The 14,390-nt window shown below is 70.8% G+C and carries 14 protein-coding genes and 1 pseudogene; 8 read left to right on the forward strand and 7 right to left on the reverse strand.

The features are described 5' to 3' along the window. Positions 1-29 precede the first annotated feature (29 nt). The 4 genes from ACGFNV_RS07125 to ACGFNV_RS07140 all read left to right on the forward strand — a co-directional run bounded on the left by ACGFNV_RS07125 (position 30) and on the right by ACGFNV_RS07140 (position 4,058). On the forward strand, positions 30-977 hold the full coding sequence (locus ACGFNV_RS07125) for an ABC transporter ATP-binding protein (protein WP_393620146.1): 948 nt from the start codon (positions 30-32) through the stop codon (positions 975-977). A 2-nt stretch (positions 978-979) separates the two neighbouring features. Further along, positions 980-1,750: an ABC transporter permease gene (locus tag ACGFNV_RS07130; protein ID WP_393620148.1), complete on the forward strand. Its 771-nt coding sequence runs from the start codon at positions 980-982 to the stop codon at positions 1,748-1,750. Between the two features lie 128 nt (positions 1,751-1,878). Continuing rightward, positions 1,879-3,192 (forward strand): ABC transporter ATP-binding protein, encoded by a 1,314-nt coding sequence (locus ACGFNV_RS07135; protein WP_393620150.1) that lies wholly within the window; start codon positions 1,879-1,881, stop codon positions 3,190-3,192. Beyond that, positions 3,189-4,058 carry an ABC transporter permease subunit gene (locus ACGFNV_RS07140; protein WP_393620152.1) on the forward strand — a complete coding sequence of 290 codons (870 nt, stop codon included), beginning with the start codon at positions 3,189-3,191 and terminating at the stop codon, positions 4,056-4,058. The genes ACGFNV_RS07135 and ACGFNV_RS07140 overlap by 4 nt, the downstream gene beginning before the upstream one ends. Here the strand turns inward: ACGFNV_RS07140 and ACGFNV_RS07145 are convergent. Together ACGFNV_RS07145 and ACGFNV_RS07150 are read right to left on the reverse strand one after the other, a co-directional pair. Then, positions 4,003-4,752, reverse strand: a pseudogene (locus tag ACGFNV_RS07145) (RNA-guided endonuclease TnpB family protein); the annotation flags it as partial. The gene ACGFNV_RS07140 and the pseudogene ACGFNV_RS07145 sit on opposite strands and share 56 nt — an antisense overlap. 20 nt (positions 4,753-4,772) lie before the next feature. Then, a complete protein-coding gene (locus tag ACGFNV_RS07150; RefSeq protein ID WP_393620153.1) occupies positions 4,773-5,102 on the reverse strand; it encodes an ATP/GTP-binding protein in 330 nt (109 codons plus the stop codon). Between the two features lie 222 nt (positions 5,103-5,324). Between ACGFNV_RS07150 and ACGFNV_RS07155 the strand changes: the two genes are divergently transcribed. Continuing rightward, positions 5,325-6,353 carry an LLM class flavin-dependent oxidoreductase gene (locus ACGFNV_RS07155; RefSeq protein ID WP_393620154.1) on the forward strand — a complete coding sequence of 343 codons (1,029 nt, stop codon included), beginning with the start codon at positions 5,325-5,327 and terminating at the stop codon, positions 6,351-6,353. A 92-nt stretch (positions 6,354-6,445) separates the two neighbouring features. On the opposite strand, the gene ACGFNV_RS07160 is transcribed toward ACGFNV_RS07155, so the two are convergent. Beyond that, on the reverse strand, positions 6,446-6,838 hold the full coding sequence (locus ACGFNV_RS07160; protein ID WP_037680606.1) for an SCO5389 family protein: 393 nt from the start codon (positions 6,836-6,838) through the stop codon (positions 6,446-6,448). Positions 6,839-7,091: 253 nt separating this feature from the next. On the opposite strand from ACGFNV_RS07160, the gene nucS reads away from it, so the two are divergent. Then, positions 7,092-7,763, forward strand: coding sequence for an endonuclease NucS (nucS, locus tag ACGFNV_RS07165; RefSeq protein ID WP_393620156.1), 672 nt, complete (start codon positions 7,092-7,094; stop codon positions 7,761-7,763). A gap of 44 nt (positions 7,764-7,807) precedes the next feature. Here the strand turns inward: nucS and ACGFNV_RS07170 are convergent, their stop codons facing one another. The 4 genes from ACGFNV_RS07170 to ACGFNV_RS07185 all read right to left on the reverse strand — a co-directional run bounded on the left by ACGFNV_RS07170 (position 7,808) and on the right by ACGFNV_RS07185 (position 12,766). Further along, positions 7,808-10,387 carry an ATP-binding protein gene (locus ACGFNV_RS07170; RefSeq protein ID WP_393620158.1) on the reverse strand — a complete coding sequence of 860 codons (2,580 nt, stop codon included), beginning with the start codon at positions 10,385-10,387 and terminating at the stop codon, positions 7,808-7,810. A 287-nt stretch (positions 10,388-10,674) separates the two neighbouring features. Beyond that, complete coding sequence (locus ACGFNV_RS07175; RefSeq protein ID WP_393620160.1) at positions 10,675-10,998, reverse strand: STAS domain-containing protein; 324 nt, start codon at positions 10,996-10,998, stop codon at positions 10,675-10,677. Positions 10,999-11,151: 153 nt separating this feature from the next. Next, positions 11,152-12,000 carry a 3-hydroxyacyl-CoA dehydrogenase family protein gene (locus ACGFNV_RS07180; protein WP_133927067.1) on the reverse strand — a complete coding sequence of 283 codons (849 nt, stop codon included), beginning with the start codon at positions 11,998-12,000 and terminating at the stop codon, positions 11,152-11,154. Positions 12,001-12,124: 124 nt separating this feature from the next. Continuing rightward, a complete protein-coding gene (locus tag ACGFNV_RS07185) occupies positions 12,125-12,766 on the reverse strand; it encodes a TetR/AcrR family transcriptional regulator (RefSeq protein WP_393620161.1) in 642 nt (213 codons plus the stop codon). An 80-nt stretch (positions 12,767-12,846) separates the two neighbouring features. Here ACGFNV_RS07185 and ACGFNV_RS07190 point away from each other — a divergent pair, with 80 nt between their 5' ends. Both ACGFNV_RS07190 and ACGFNV_RS07195 read left to right on the forward strand, forming a co-directional pair. After that, positions 12,847-13,629, forward strand: coding sequence for an ABC transporter ATP-binding protein (locus tag ACGFNV_RS07190; RefSeq protein WP_393620163.1), 783 nt, complete (start codon positions 12,847-12,849; stop codon positions 13,627-13,629). Between the two features lie 10 nt (positions 13,630-13,639). Continuing rightward, positions 13,640-14,389: an ABC transporter permease gene (locus ACGFNV_RS07195; RefSeq protein ID WP_393620165.1), complete on the forward strand. Its 750-nt coding sequence runs from the start codon at positions 13,640-13,642 to the stop codon at positions 14,387-14,389. Position 14,390: the final 1 nt, after the last annotated feature.

Raw genomic sequence — 14,390 nt, forward strand, 5'->3', positions numbered from 1 at the left:
GGGCTTCGTCGCGTTCTAGCGTGAACCGCATGATCGAGCTCGAGGGGCTGACGAAGCGGTACGGCGAGAAGGTGGCGGTCAACAACCTCACGTTCACCGTCAGACCGGGCATCGTGACCGGGTTCCTCGGGCCCAACGGTGCCGGGAAGTCGACGACGATGCGCATGGTGCTCGGGCTCGACCGGCCCACCGCCGGACAGGTCCGCATCGACGGCAAGCGCTACGAGCAGCTGAAGGACCCGCTGACGTACATCGGTGCCCTGCTGGACGCGAAGGGCGTGCACGGTGGGCGCAGCGCCTTCAACCATCTGCTGTGCCTCGCGCAGAGCAACGGCATCCCGCGGAAGCGGGTGTACGAGGTCCTCGACACGGTGGGGCTGACCGCGGTCGCCCGAAAGAAGGCCAAGGGGTTCTCGCTGGGCATGGGGCAGCGGCTCGGCATCGCGGGCGCGCTCCTCGGCGACCCGCGGATCCTGATGTTCGACGAGCCGGTCAACGGCCTCGACCCCGAGGGCATCCACTGGATCCGCAACCTGATGAAGTCGCTGGCGGCCCAGGGGCGCACGGTGTTCGTGTCGAGTCACCTGATGAGCGAGATGGCGCTGACCGCCGACCACCTCGTCGTGATCGGCCAGGGACGCCTGCTCGCCGACACCTCCATGGCCGACTTCATCGAGCGCAACTCGCGCTCCTACGTCCGGATCCGCTCCCCCCAGCGCGAGCGACTGCTCGACGTGCTGCACGGGGCCGGGATCACCGTCGTGGAGACCGGCAACGGCACGCTCGAGGTGGACGGAAGCAAGTCGGAGCTCATCGGGGAGCTCGCGGCGCGGCACCAGCTCGTGCTGCACGAGCTGAGCCCCCAGCAGGCCTCGCTGGAGGAGGCGTTCATGCAGCTGACCGCGGAGTCGGTCGAGTACCACGCGCACACCGACGCGCCCGCGCAAGGCTGGGGCGACGACTGGAGGAGGGGCTGAGCATGGCGGCGACCCAGGTCATCCGCTCCGAGTGGACGAAGATCCGCTCCGTCGCGTCCACCGTGTGGACGCTCTCCCTCGCCGTGGTCGTCACCATCGCCCTCGGCATGCTGATCTCCGCGCTGTCAAAGAACGAGTTCGACTCGATGAGCGCGCGGGACCGGCTCTCCTTCGACCCGACGTTCATCAGTTTCGCCGGGATGACCCTCGGTCAGCTCGCGATGATCGTGTTCGGGGTGCTGGTGGTCTCCAACGAGTACAGCACCGGCATGATCCGCACCTCCCTGGCCGCCGTACCGCGCCGGGGCACCTTCCTGTTCAGCAAGATCGCGGTGGCCACGGGGCTCGCCCTGGTCGTCGCCCTGGCCACCAGCTTCGCCACGTTCTTCCTGGGCCAGGCGATGCTCGGCTCGCACCGCACGGAGCTCGGCGAGCCCGGTGTGCTGCGCGCGGTCGTCGGCGGTGGCCTCTACATGACCCTCATCGCGGTGTTCTCGATGGGCGTGGCCACGATGCTGCGTTCGCCGATGCTGTCGCTGGGCATCCTGATGCCGTTCTTCTTCCTCATCTCCAACATCCTCGGCAACGTCGACGCGACGAAGAAGATCGGCCGGTTCCTGCCCGACCAGGCCGGCAGCCGGATCATGCAGGTGGTCACCCCGCTCGACGACGACACCCCGTACGGGCCCTGGGGCGGCCTCGGCATCATGCTGCTGTGGGTGGTGGCGGCCCTCGTCGGCGGTTACGTCCTGTTGAAGAGGAGGGACGCCTGACCGGTCGGGCCCGTGGTGGCTCGACCTTTTACCTCCTCTTGGATGGAACCGTCAGCGCCCGGATATCCTCCTAACCCTTACGGGGGGCGTGTGCCCCGCTGTCCTGAACCTTTCGATGGGTGCGGAGCATGATCGAGGCAGTCGGCCTGACCAAGCGCTACGGCGACAAGACCGCTGTGTACAACCTTTCCTTCCAGGTGCGGCCGGGCGCCGTCACCGGCTTCCTCGGGCCCAACGGCTCCGGCAAGTCGACGACCATGCGGATGATCCTCGGCCTGGACAACCCCACCTCGGGGTCGGTGACGATCGGTGGCTACCCGTACCGCAAGCTGCCGAACGCGCCCCGCCAGGTCGGTGCCCTGCTGGACGCCAAGGCCGTGCACGGCGGCCGTGCCGCCCGCAACCACCTGCTGAGCCTGGCCCAGCTGTCGGGCATCCCGGCGCGGCGCGTGGACGAGGTGCTGGGCGTGGTCGGGCTCCAGGACGTGGCCCGCAAGCGGTCCAAGGGGTTCTCGCTCGGTATGGGCCAGCGGCTCGGCATCGCCGCCGCGCTCCTCGGCGACCCCCAGGTGCTGCTCTTCGACGAGCCGGTCAACGGCCTCGACCCCGAGGGCATCCTGTGGGTGCGCAACCTGATGAAGGCGCTCGCCGCGGAGGGCCGTACGGTCTTCGTCTCCTCCCACCTGATGAGCGAGATGGCGCTGACCGCCGACCACCTGATCGTCATCGGGCGCGGGCAGCTGCTCTCCGACATGAGCGTGAAGGACTTCATCTCGGCCAACTCCGCCGACTTCGCCCGCGTGCGCACCCCGGACACCGAGCCGCAGCTGCGCGAGAAGCTGACGTCGGCGCTGACCGAGGCCGGCGGACAGGTGATGCCGGAGCAGGACGGCGCGCTGCGGGTGACCGGACTGCCGCTGCCCCGCATCAGCGACATCGCCCACGACACCGACGTACGCCTGTGGGAGCTGTCGCCGCATCAGGCCTCGCTGGAGGAGGCGTACATGCGGATGACGCAGGGCGCCGTCGACTACCGCTCGACCATCGACCAGAAGGCCGGCCTCCAGCAGCCGCTGCCGCCCGGCGCGCAGCCGCCGATGCCGGTGCCGGGGCAGGGCCAGCCGGGCTGGTACGCGCCTCCGCCGCCGCAGGGCCAGCCGGTGCAGGCCCCCACGGGCCCGCACGGCGGCCCGCAGCCGCCCGCCGGGCCGTACGGCGCCCCGGGTGCTCCCGCGGCTCCCGGCGCCCCCGTGGCCGCGCCCGGCCCGGGACAGCCCAACCCGTACGCGCAGCAGGCCCCGGCGGCACCGCAGGGCCAGGCCCCGGCGGCCGCACCGGCGCCGGCTCAGGCCGCCGCGCCGGCTCAGGCCGCCTCGGCCCCTCAGCCCGCCTCCGCCCCTCAGCCCGCCGTCGACACGACCAAGTCCGAGGACGCCCGATGAGCACCCCCCAGCCCCCGATGCCACAGGCCGCACCCCACTGGCAGGCGGCGCCCGCGCCTTCGCACCCCGGTTACACCTCGCCGATCCCCATCACGCCCACGCACCTCGGGCACGCCCTCGCCTCGGAGTGGACGAAGATCAAGTCGGTGCGCTCCACGATGTGGACGCTGGGCGTGTTCGTCCTGCTCGTCATCGGCATCGGGCTGGGTGCCGGGGCGCTGGTCTCCGCCAACGCCGGGGAGCAGGACCTCGCGGGCGAGAACCCGCTGTCGTTCGGCTTCTTCGGGCTGCTGCTGGGCAGCATGTGCGTCATCACGCTCGGCGTGCTGACCACGGCCTCGGAGTACGGCACCGGCATGATCCGGACCACGATGACCGCGTGCCCGTCCCGTGGGCGGGTGCTGGCGGCGAAGGCGATCGTCTTCTTCGCGGTCGCGTTCGTCGTCACGCTGCTCTCGGCCCTGCTCGTCGCCTTCGCCGACGTGGCCATGCTGAGCGGCGCGCGGTCGCCCTCGGGCAGCGAGTGGCTGAAGGGCACGGTCGGTGTCTCGCTCTACATCGCGCTGCTCGGGCTGCTCTCGCTCCTGGTCGGCTCGATCATCCGGCACTCCGCGGGTGCCATCACCATCATGATCGGCCTGGTCCTCGCCCCGCTGGTCATCGCGCTGTTCATGTTCTCGGAGTCGATGGAGGACGTGCGCCAGGCGCTGTTCGAGTACTCGATCCCGAACCAGCTCAGTGTCTTCTACTCCACCTCGCTCACCGACACCGGCCCGTCCGGCTGGGACCCGTTGTGGATCATCCTGGGCGTCACGGCCGCCGCGTTCGCGGGCGCCGTCGCGCTCCTGGAGAAGCGGGACGTTTGACGTGCTCCCTGGCCTGAAGTCCTGGGATTCCGGCCTGGGTCGTCTGACCCTTCCGGGAGCTTTCTGCTTCACCGCGCTGTGCGGGCACGTGTGCCCGTCTTACCGGCGCTCCACAGGCGTTTAGCGTCTCCGCCCGTCCGGCGGCGACGATACGGCGCCCTTCGAAGAGGACGTTGCGGGCTGCGTTGTGGTCGCGGTCGTGGACCGTGCCGCACGCGCCGCACGTCCACTCCCGGACGTGGAGGGGCTTGGGGCCGTCCCGGTATCCGCAGGTCGAGCAGACCTGGGAGGAGGGGAAGGTTCGGTCCACTTTGGCGAAGGTACGGCCGTGCAGAGCAGCCTTGTACTCCAGCATCCGTACGAACGCGGACCATCCCGCGTCGTGCACGGACTTGGCCAGCCGGGTGCGTCCGAGGCCGGACACCGCGAGGTCTTCCACGTAAACCGCTTGGTTGTCGCGGATGATCTGTGTGGATGCCTTGTGGTGGAAGTCCCGGCGCCGGTCGGCGACCTTGGCGTGCCGGCGTGCGACCTTGATGCGGGCCTTGGCCCGGTTCTTGGATCCCTTGGCCTTGCGGGACAGCTCCCGCTGACAGCGCTTGAGTTTCTTCTCGGCCCGGCGCAGGAAGCGCGGGCTGTCGATCTTGCTGCCGTCGGACAGGACGGCGAAGGCGGACAGGCCGAGGTCGATACTCAGCGCACTGCGATCGGCGCTCAGAATCTCGGCGCGTTACGGGACCGCCGCACCCCCGGGGTGCGGCGGTCCCGTGCGTTCCAGCACGCCTTGTGCCAGTGGCGGCGGTCGTCGACGCCGACGTGGTCGGGCCAGGCCACGACGTGCGGCACTCCGTCGGGGATCATCTGGTCGCAGCCGGGGCAGCGGTACGTCTTGCCCTGGGCGCTCGCCCCGGCCACGTGCCGCACGTTCCACTCCTCGCCGTCCCAGCTCACCGAGGACTGCCAGCCGCCGTAGCGGCTCGTGCGGTCTTCTTCGGCGCTCCGGGACGAGTCGGCACCCTTGGGCCGGTTGCGACGCGGGGACACGGGACACCTCACGGGGCTATACAGGGAGCACGGGCCATGTCCAGCCTACGCGGCCAGAAGCGGGGTACGCGCAGGACGCAACCCCCCACAAGTCCCCCTCCGCGGCGGCCCATTCTCCCGACAATCGGCAAATCTCCTTACCAGGCCGTGTCCTCGGCACGTGTCGCGCGGTTATGCCCGGTGGGGGAGCTCCGTGTCGGAGCCAAGGAAACAGGAAGTGCCATGCGCGTTGGAAGTTTCGTGTTGGCGGCCCAGTTCCCGGGTCAGGGCCAGGGGGAGGCGCTGCACCGGGCGGTCCGCTCCGCCGAGGTCGCCGAGGAGGCGGGGCTGGACTCGGTCTGGCTGGCCGAGCACCACTTCGTGCCGTACGGCACGTGCCCCTCGGCGGTCACCCTCGCCGCCCTGCTGCTCGGCCGCACCCGCCGCATCCGTGTCGGCACGGCGGTCAGCGTACTGCCCACCGTCCACCCCGTCGCCCTCGGCGAACAGGCCGCGCTGCTGCACATGACGAGCGGCGGGCGCTTCTCGCTGGGCGTCGGACGCGGTGGCCCGTGGGTCGACCTGGAGGTCTTCGGCGCGGGCCTGGAGGCGTACGAGAAGGGGTTCCCGGAATCACTCGATCTGCTGGTCCGGTGGCTGCGCGAACCCTCGGTCGGGGCCTCGGGCGAGCGCTTCCGCTTCCGCGAGGTCCCCGTCGTCCCCAGGCCCTCGGAGTCCCTCACGGAGGAGGAGGGGCCCGAGGTGATCGTCGCCTGCACCTCCCCGGCCAGCGTGCGCCTCGCCGCCGAACGCGGGCTGCCGATGCTGCTCGGCATGCACGTGGGGGACGAGGAGAAGGCCGAGATGGTCGCCCTGTGGCGGCAGTACGCGCGCGCGGCCGGGCGGCCCCCGGAAGAGGTCCTCGGCGCGGGACATGTCTCGGCCGGCGTCTGCCAGATCGCGGACCGGCGCACGGACGCGGTGGAGGCACTCGTGAAGGCGATGCCAGGATGGCTGAAACAGGGGCTCGACGCGCATATGACAGTGGACGGCCGACCGCGCCGGATGCGGGATCCGGTGGCGTACACCGAACTGCTCTGCGGACTGCACCCGGTGGGCACGCCCCGGCTGTGCGTCGACCGGCTCGCCGCGACCAGTGAGCGCACCGGCATCTCCCGCTTCGCCCTGCTCGTCGAGGGTTCCGGGGATCTCGCGGCCACGGAGGACAACCTGCGACGGCTCGGCGCCGAGGTACTCCCCCACCTCGGCTGAGGGGTCCTTGCAAGGACCCCTGAGGAACCATGCCTGCCGCTCCGACGGAAACACCCCCCGCGTACGGAGCGGCAAGCAAGCGGTTCACCGCGTCAGCAGTCCCGGAACTCCGGGGACTGGTTCAGCAGTTGGCTGCGCACCGAGGTGAAGCGGGCCAACTTCTCGTCGACCGAGGGGTCCAGCGGGAACACGGCCACCCGGTGGCAGTTCTGGAAGGCCAGCCGCACACCGAAGTGCCGCTGCAGGGCGCCGCGTATGGCGTCACTCGCGAGCGCGCGCAAGAGCTGGCCGCGCGCCTGCTCGTCCGGCGGAGGCGTCTGGTTGTCGGCGAACGCTCCGCCGTCGACCTTCAGCTGGGCCACCAGGGAGCTGATCATCTCCCAAGCGTAGGGCAGGGAGGTCCGGACGCAGTCGACGAATTCTGCTTCGTCGACCTCGCCTCGCTCGGCCTGTTCGAGTAGGGCCGGTGAGACGTCGAGCGACATGGGTACTCCTCTCGCACCCCCGCACAGCAGGGGTTGCCGGACACGGAATGGGGAGGCCGCACACCACTACGTCGAGCACGCTGCGTACACACTTCGCGACCTCCCGTTCACTACGGTAGGCAACAGACGGTGACGGCACCAGGAGAATGCCCACATGGGCAACTCCCGTCCGGCACACAATCGGCCACGACGTAACAGGGGTCATCCAGGGCGAATCGCGTGCACCCTCGCCCGTCGAGTAGCGTTGCCGACCATGCGTCTCGTCATTGCCCGATGCTCCGTCGACTACGCGGGCCGGCTCACCGCCCATCTCCCCTCCGCCCCCCGTCTCATCCTGGTGAAGGCGGACGGCAGCGTCTCCATCCACGCGGACGACCGGGCCTACAAGCCCCTGAACTGGATGTCGCCGCCCTGCACGCTGAAGGAGGGCACGGGTGACGAGGAGGGCGTCTGGACCGTCATCAACAAGGCGGGCGAGAAGCTCATCATCACGATGGAGGAAGTCCTCCACGACTCCTCCCACGAACTCGGCGTCGATCCCGGTTTGATCAAGGACGGCGTGGAAGCGCACCTCCAGGAGCTCCTCGCCGACCGCATCGAGACCCTCGGCGACGGCTACACCCTGATCCGGCGCGAGTACATGACGGCCATCGGGCCCGTCGACATCCTCTGCCGGGACGCCGAGGGACAGACCGTCGCGATCGAGATCAAGCGGCGCGGTGAGATCGACGGCGTCGAGCAACTCACGCGGTACCTGGAGCTGTTGAACCGCGACCCGCATCTCGCCCCGGTCCGCGGCATCTTCGCCGCCCAGGAGATCAAGCCCCAGGCCCGAGTCCTCGCCACCGACCGAGGCATCGGCTGCCACGTCCTGGACTACGACGCGCTGCGCGGCATCGAGGACGACAAGCTCCGCTTGTTCTGAGCCGCCTCTTCCCGCCGCGGGATTCCCCCGCGGCGGGAACGAAGTCAGATCACCGGGCCCGAACCGGTAGGAGTGCTCTCCGCGGTGCTCTCCGACGCGCCGGCCGTGGTCTTCGTCGGGGTGCTGGAGTAGGCGGGGCCGCCGGCCGTGTTGTTGGTGGACGGGGCGGACTCCGACGGAGTGGTCGCCGGGGGAGTCGTCCCGGGGTCGGTCGGTTCCGGGGACGTGCCCGTCGGGCTCGACGGTGCCGACGGACTGATCGGCGACGACGGCGGCTTCGGCGACGTGGGCTTGGACGTCGGCTTGGTCGGCGACGGCGAGGCGTCGTCCGTTCCGCGTGTCCCGCTCGGTGTGTCCGAGGGCTGCTCGTCGATCCGGGTCGGGGTCGGGTCGTCCGTGGTGCCGTACGTGCCGTCGGGGCCCGGGTCCGTCGGCCTGCTGGTCGCCCTTCCGGTGTCGCCGTTGCCGTCGTCCTGCGACGGTACGTCCGCGCCCAGGCTGCCGTCCTCCAGACCGGTGCTGGCGGACGGGTTGACGCCGACCCGGTCGGACGACGGGGGGTTGGTGTCGCGGTCGGAGGTGGCGCCGAGCGTCACGACCGTGCCGAGCACCGCCGCGAGCAGCGTGCCCGCGCCGACCGCCACGGCATTGCGCCGGACGAGCCCCTTGAGGCCACCCCGGCCGTGACGCGCGGGCGGACCGGAGGGGCCGGGCGGCGTGGCGGCCTGGTGGGTGACGAGGGTGTCGCTGACCGGGGGCTGGAGCTGTGGGAAGGCGGACAGCGCGGCGGGGACACCGGCCGCGGGCGACGCCGACTCCTCCGAGCGCGCGTCCGGGACCTCTTCCCCGGCCATCGCCGCCGCGAGGCCCAGCACGTCGCCCGTGCGGTCCGCGACCAGGGCGAGCGCGCGACGGCCCGCGACGGTGCCGCGCTTGTCGGCGAGCGCGCCGCGCAGCCCGATGGAGGCCTCCAGTTCGGCGCGGGCCCGGTCGAGTTGCCCCTCGCAGAGCGCGAGGACGCCGAGTTCGTGGTGGAAGTAGGCCTGTTCGGCGACCTCTCCGGCGAGCTGGGAGGCCTCCGCGCCGGCCCGCAGCGCCCGCTCCCAGGCACCCCAGTGCAGTCCCGCGGCGAACGCGGGCGCGGCCGTGCGGGCGAGTTGGACGGCGATGCTCTGCTCGTCCTCGTCGTCGTCCGCCCCGGCGGCCTCGGCGGCCGGGGAGGCGAGCGGCACCAGGACGCCCAGCGCGGCGAGCAGGGCGTCGGCCTCGGCGCACACCCTCTCGGGCGTGACCGAGGGGTGTCCGGCCCACCAGGTGTAGTGCCGGGCGGCGGCGAGGGCCCGCTCCTCGATGTCCTCGCCGTATCCGGCGGCGGCCAGCTGGGCGGGCACACCGGCGGCGAGCCGGTAGCGGGAGCCGACCGGCGAGACCAGTCCGCAGGCGGCCAGTTCACCGAGGGCGGCGTCCGCGTGGGTGTCGCCGACCAGCGCGGGCAGGTGCGCCTGGTGCGGGACCTCCCCGTCGAGGGCGACGGCGAAGCGCAGGGTGGTGCGGGCGGAGTCGCTCAGCCGGGCGGCGAGCAGCGGCGCGGGCGCGGCGGCCTCACCGAGCGAGGGAAGCGGTGTCGGCTCGGCGTCCTCGGCGTCGAACGGCACGTCCACCGCGTCGACGGGGCGCGCGTCCTCGAAGACGCCGAACTCGTCGACCGCGGCGGCACCGACGCGCAGTTGGTCGCGCTGGCTCAGCAGTGCGCCGGCCTGGAGGAAGCGCAGCGGCAGCCCCTCGGACTCGAACCAGAGGTCACCGGCCCAGTTGGACTCCTCTTCGGTGAGCGCGCGGCCCACGACCCGCTCGATGAGGTCAACGCCGCCGGCCCGGTCGAGGCCGCCCAGCGCGACCTCCTCGACGGACGAGTCGGCGGAGGGGGCGGGCACGTCGGGGGTGGCGGCGAACAGGAAGGCGCACTCGGGCGTCGCGTCCAGCAGCTCGTCGAGCCCGGTGCCGCCGAACTCGAGGTCGTCCACCACGACGACCGCGCCGATCTCACGGACGAGGGCGAGCAGTTCGTCCCGTTCAGGGCGGTACAGGGGGGCGTCGTAGGCGGCGTAGAAGAGGTCGTGGAGGAGGTCGTTCGCGGTGCGGTTGAAGCCGCTGAGGCGGAGCACGCCCTCGGGGGCGAGGTCGGAGCAGTCCTCGGCGACGATGTCGAGGAGGCTGGTGCGGCCGGAGCCGGCGGGACCGGTGAGGCGTACGGAGCGGCCGCGGGCGAGCAGCCGCACCAGCTGCTCGCGCTCCTCCTGGCGGCCCAGGAGCGGCAGCGCGGGTTGCGCGGGGCCCGGCGGTACGGGCGGCTTGGCGGCCCGGGTGGCCTCGGCGCGCGCGGCCTCGGTGAGCTTCTCGGGCCTGCCGGGCCGCTCGGGCGGCGGGCAGAGCTCTATCTCACTGCCGTCGACGGGGTTGACGGTAAGCAGGTGGTCGCCGGAGACCAGCTGGACCGTGCGGGCGAGCGCCGGTGCGGACTGGCCGAAGTCGGGTGTGAGGGGGTCCCTGGACGGGCGTGGGCGCGATGCGCGGGCCTCGCCGTCGTGGCCGTACTCCTCGGGTCCCCGGGTGTTCGGGTCCATGGGTTCAAGCCCCCCAAAAAGCGTTCGTGTGCATGTGCGAGCCCCTCCCGGCCTTGCCGCACACCTCGCTGTCGCTTCTGGTCCGGTACCCGCTCGGAGCTGTCAGGGCGGCGGGCAGCCGAACCCTAAACCTTCGCACAGTATCTATGACAGTCCCGGTTACCGCGCCGTCGGAGACATCACAGTCTCGTGAGGATTGTGCGCGTGGATCGTTTTGCCTTGAGCCGCCCGGGTCTCCCCCGTCCGCGGATTCACACCCGCGACCGGTCTCCCACCCGCGACCGGTCTCACACCCGGGGCAGCGACTCGACCCCGATGCCGCCCTCGATCGCCAGGATCCGGTGCAGCCGGGTCGCCACCAGCAGGCGCTGCATCTGCGGCGGTACGCCGCGCAGCACCAGGCGTCGGCCGCAGCGGCCGGCCCGCCGGTGGGCGCCCATGATCACCCCGAGTCCGGTGGCGTCCCAGGAGTCCAGTTCGCTCAGGTCGAGCACCAGGTCGCCGACGCCGTCGTCGACGGCCGAGTGCAGGACCGTACGGGCGTCCGCCGCGCTGCGGACGTCGAGGCGGCCCCCGACGACCAGCTCGACGTGGTCGCCCCTGATGTACATATGCGCTCCCGTGAGTACGTCGTCGTGCTCCACGATGTGACATGTCTAGGTGATGCAACCTCTGACGGCGTAGGCCGCTCGGAGGTTGCCGTCTGTGAGCGAACCGATACCGAATTCACCCTATGGCGTGATGCCCGAGGGGCGGGTGCGGTGTCAGTGCTTGTAGAAGCCCTGCCCGCTCTTGCGTCCGATGTCACCGGCGTCAACCATCCGGCGCATCAGCTCCGGCGGGGCGAACTTCTCGTCCTGGGACTCGGTGTAGATGTTGCTGGTGGCGTGCAACAGGATGTCGACGCCGGTGAGGTCGGCGGTGGCCAGCGGGCCCATGGCGTGACCGAAGCCCAGCTTGCAGGCGAGGTCGATGTCCTCGGCGGTCGCGACGCCCGACTCGTGGAGCTTGGCGGCCTCGACGACGAGGGCGGAGATGAGGCGGGTGGTGACGAAGCCGGCCACGTCCCGGTTGACGACGATGCAGGTCTTGCCGACGGACTCGGCGAACTCCCGTGCGGTGGCGAGGGTTTCGTCGCTCGTCTTGTAGCCGCGCACCAGTTCGCACAGCTGCATCATCGGGACCGGGGAGAAGAAGTGGGTGCCGACGACGCGCTCCGGGCGCTCCGTCACGGCCGCGATCTTGGTGATCGGGATGGCGGAGGTGTTGGAGGCGAGCACGGCATCCTCGCGCGTGACCTTGTCGAGCGCGCGGAAGATCTCGTGCTTGACCTCCAGCTTCTCGAAGACGGCCTCGACGACGACATCGGCGTCGGCGACGGCGTCCAGATCGGTGGTGGCGGTGATGCGGGCGAGAGCCGCGTCGGCGTCGTGCGCCTCCAGCTTGCCCTTGCTCACGAACTTGTCGTACGAGGCCTTGATGCCGTCCGTGCCACGCTTGAGTGCCTCGTCGGTCACGTCGCGCAGGACGACGTCCCAGCCCGCCTGTGCGGAGACCTGGGCGATGCCGGACCCCATGAGACCGGCCCCGATGACGGCGAGCTTCCGTGCCACTCCGACTCCCCTTACGCGCTGTTTACGTACGTCTCTGGGGCGGACACTAGCGCTCGGGAAGGGCTGCGTGACCGGTAAGTAATGCGCGTCACGTCTCACATGACGGACATCACACCGGCACCGCTCAGCCCGCGCCTCGAACGGCGTAGTTGAGCACCTTCTCGCTCAACAGCTCTTCGATACCGTCGAGAAGCACGAGCACCTCTCGGGACACTTCGTCTGGATTGCGCCCCGCGACCATCTCACGACCGATGATCGCGAAGACCGTCTGATGGACCCAGCCGATCTGACCCGCCATCAGGTTCGGCAGCGGGTCGTCCACGGCGGCCCCGGTCTCCTCGCGCAGGGCGGCCTCCAGGTTGTCCAGGACCTCCTGCTGGAGGCTCCACAGCCGGGAGCGGAGCGGCGGGGCGTCCTGGATGACGCGCAGGAAGCGGTCAAAGCCCTCCATCAGTCCGATCCGCGGGGAGACCGCCTCGACCTCGGCGCGCAGCTCGCGCAGGACGGCCCGGGCGGCGGACTCCCCCACGTCCCGTCCGCGCACCCAGCGCGGGAGCCGGTCGACGACACCGGCGGAGCGATCGAAGAAGAGGTCCTCCTTGGCCGGGAAGTAGTTGTAGACGGTGTTCACGGAGACGTCGGCCGCCTCGGCCACCTCCGCGATCGTCACCGGTACGAACCCGCGCTCCAGGAACAGCCCTGTGGCGATGTCCGAGATCCGCTGCCTGGTCTCGCGCTTCTTCCGCTCCCTGAGCCCCTCTGTCATGTCCGAATCCTAACGTTCCTTGGGCTCCCTTGAATTTTGGAGGCGTTGCAAAATTTAAGGGACTCTGTTTTTCTGGGGTCATGGCAATCATCAGTGCGGCCGGACTGGCCCGCACCTTCCAGACCAAGCGCGGCCCCGTGGAGGCCGTGCGCCGGATCGACCTGGTCGTGCGCGAGGGCGAGATCCTCGGCTTCCTCGGCCCGAACGGAGCGGGGAAGACCACCACCCTCCGGATGCTCACCACCCTGCTCGCCCCGACCGGCGGCGCGGCCACGGTCGCGGGCTGCGACCTGGCGAGCGACCCGGCGGGCGTGCGGCGCGCCTGCGGCTATGTGGCGCAGTCGGGAGGGGTCGACCCGCAGATCTCCGTAAGGGAGGAGCTGGTCACCCAAGGGCGGCTGTACCGCCTGACGAAGTCCCAGGCGGCCGAGCGTGCAGAGGAGTTGGCGCACGAGCTGGACCTGACCGACCTGCTCGACCGCAAGGCGGGCGCGCTCTCCGGCGGCCAGCGGCGCCGCCTCGACATCGCGATGGCACTCACGCACCGCCCGAAGGTGCTGTTCCTGGACGAGCCGACCACGGGCCTGGACCCGGGCAGCCGCGCCGATCTGTGGGACCTGGTCCGCCGACTGCGCGACGAGCACGGTACGACCGTCTTCCTGACCACCCACTACCTCGACGAGGCGGACGCGCTCTCCGACCGTCTGGTGGTCGTCGACCAGGGCGTGGTCGTGGCGGAGGGCACGCCGAGCGCGCTGAAGCTCCGGTACGGCGGCTCGATCGACGCCTCTCTGCAGGACACGTTCCTCGCCATCACCGGCCGCAGCGCCACCCCCGCCGACGCCGCCCCCGTGGCCGTATAGGAGTCCCCGCATGCTGCTTCACGACACCGCACTCGTCTACGGCCGCTACCTGCGCCAGTCCCTGCGCTCCCGCTTCGCGCTGCTCTTCGGCGTCCTGATGCCGCTGCTGTACCTGTTGTTCTTCGGCCCGCTGCTGACGGACCTGCCGCTCGGCGGGCAGGGGAGTTCCTGGCAGCTCCTGGTCCCCGGGCTGCTGCTCCAACTCGGTCTGTTCGGGGCGTCCTTCGCGGGCTTCTCGATCATCATCGAGAAGGGGCACGGCGTGGTGGAGCGGATGCGCGTCACGCCCGTCAGCCGCCTCGCCCTGCTGCTCGGCCGCGTGCTGCGGGACGCCACGGTGTTCGTCTTCCAGGCGGTGCTGCTGGTGCTGGCGGCGGTGGTGATGGGGCTGCGCGCTCCGCTGGCCGGCGTCCTGATCGGCTTCGCGTTCGTCGCGCTGCTCACGCTGCCGCTGGCCTCGCTGTCGTACGCCCTGGCGATGAAGCTCCGTACGCCCGGGGAGTTCGGCCCCGCGATCAACGCGATGACCATGCCCGCCATGCTCCTGTCCGGCCTGATGCTCCCGATGACGCTGGGCCCGGCCTGGCTGGACGTCCTGTCCCACCTCATGCCGTTCCGCTATCTGGTGGACGCGGTGCGGGACGCGTACGTCGGCTCGTACGCGACGGCGCACATGCTGTACGGCGTGCTGGTGGCCGTCGGTCTGACGACGCTGGCCGTGACGGTGGGCACAAGGGTCTTCCGCACGTCGGGGGCGTAAT

Origin of the sequence: Streptomyces sp. NPDC048751 (genome assembly GCF_043198595.1) — a bacterium.
In the GTDB taxonomy this organism is placed as follows: Bacteria; Actinomycetota; Actinomycetes; order Streptomycetales; family Streptomycetaceae; genus Streptomyces.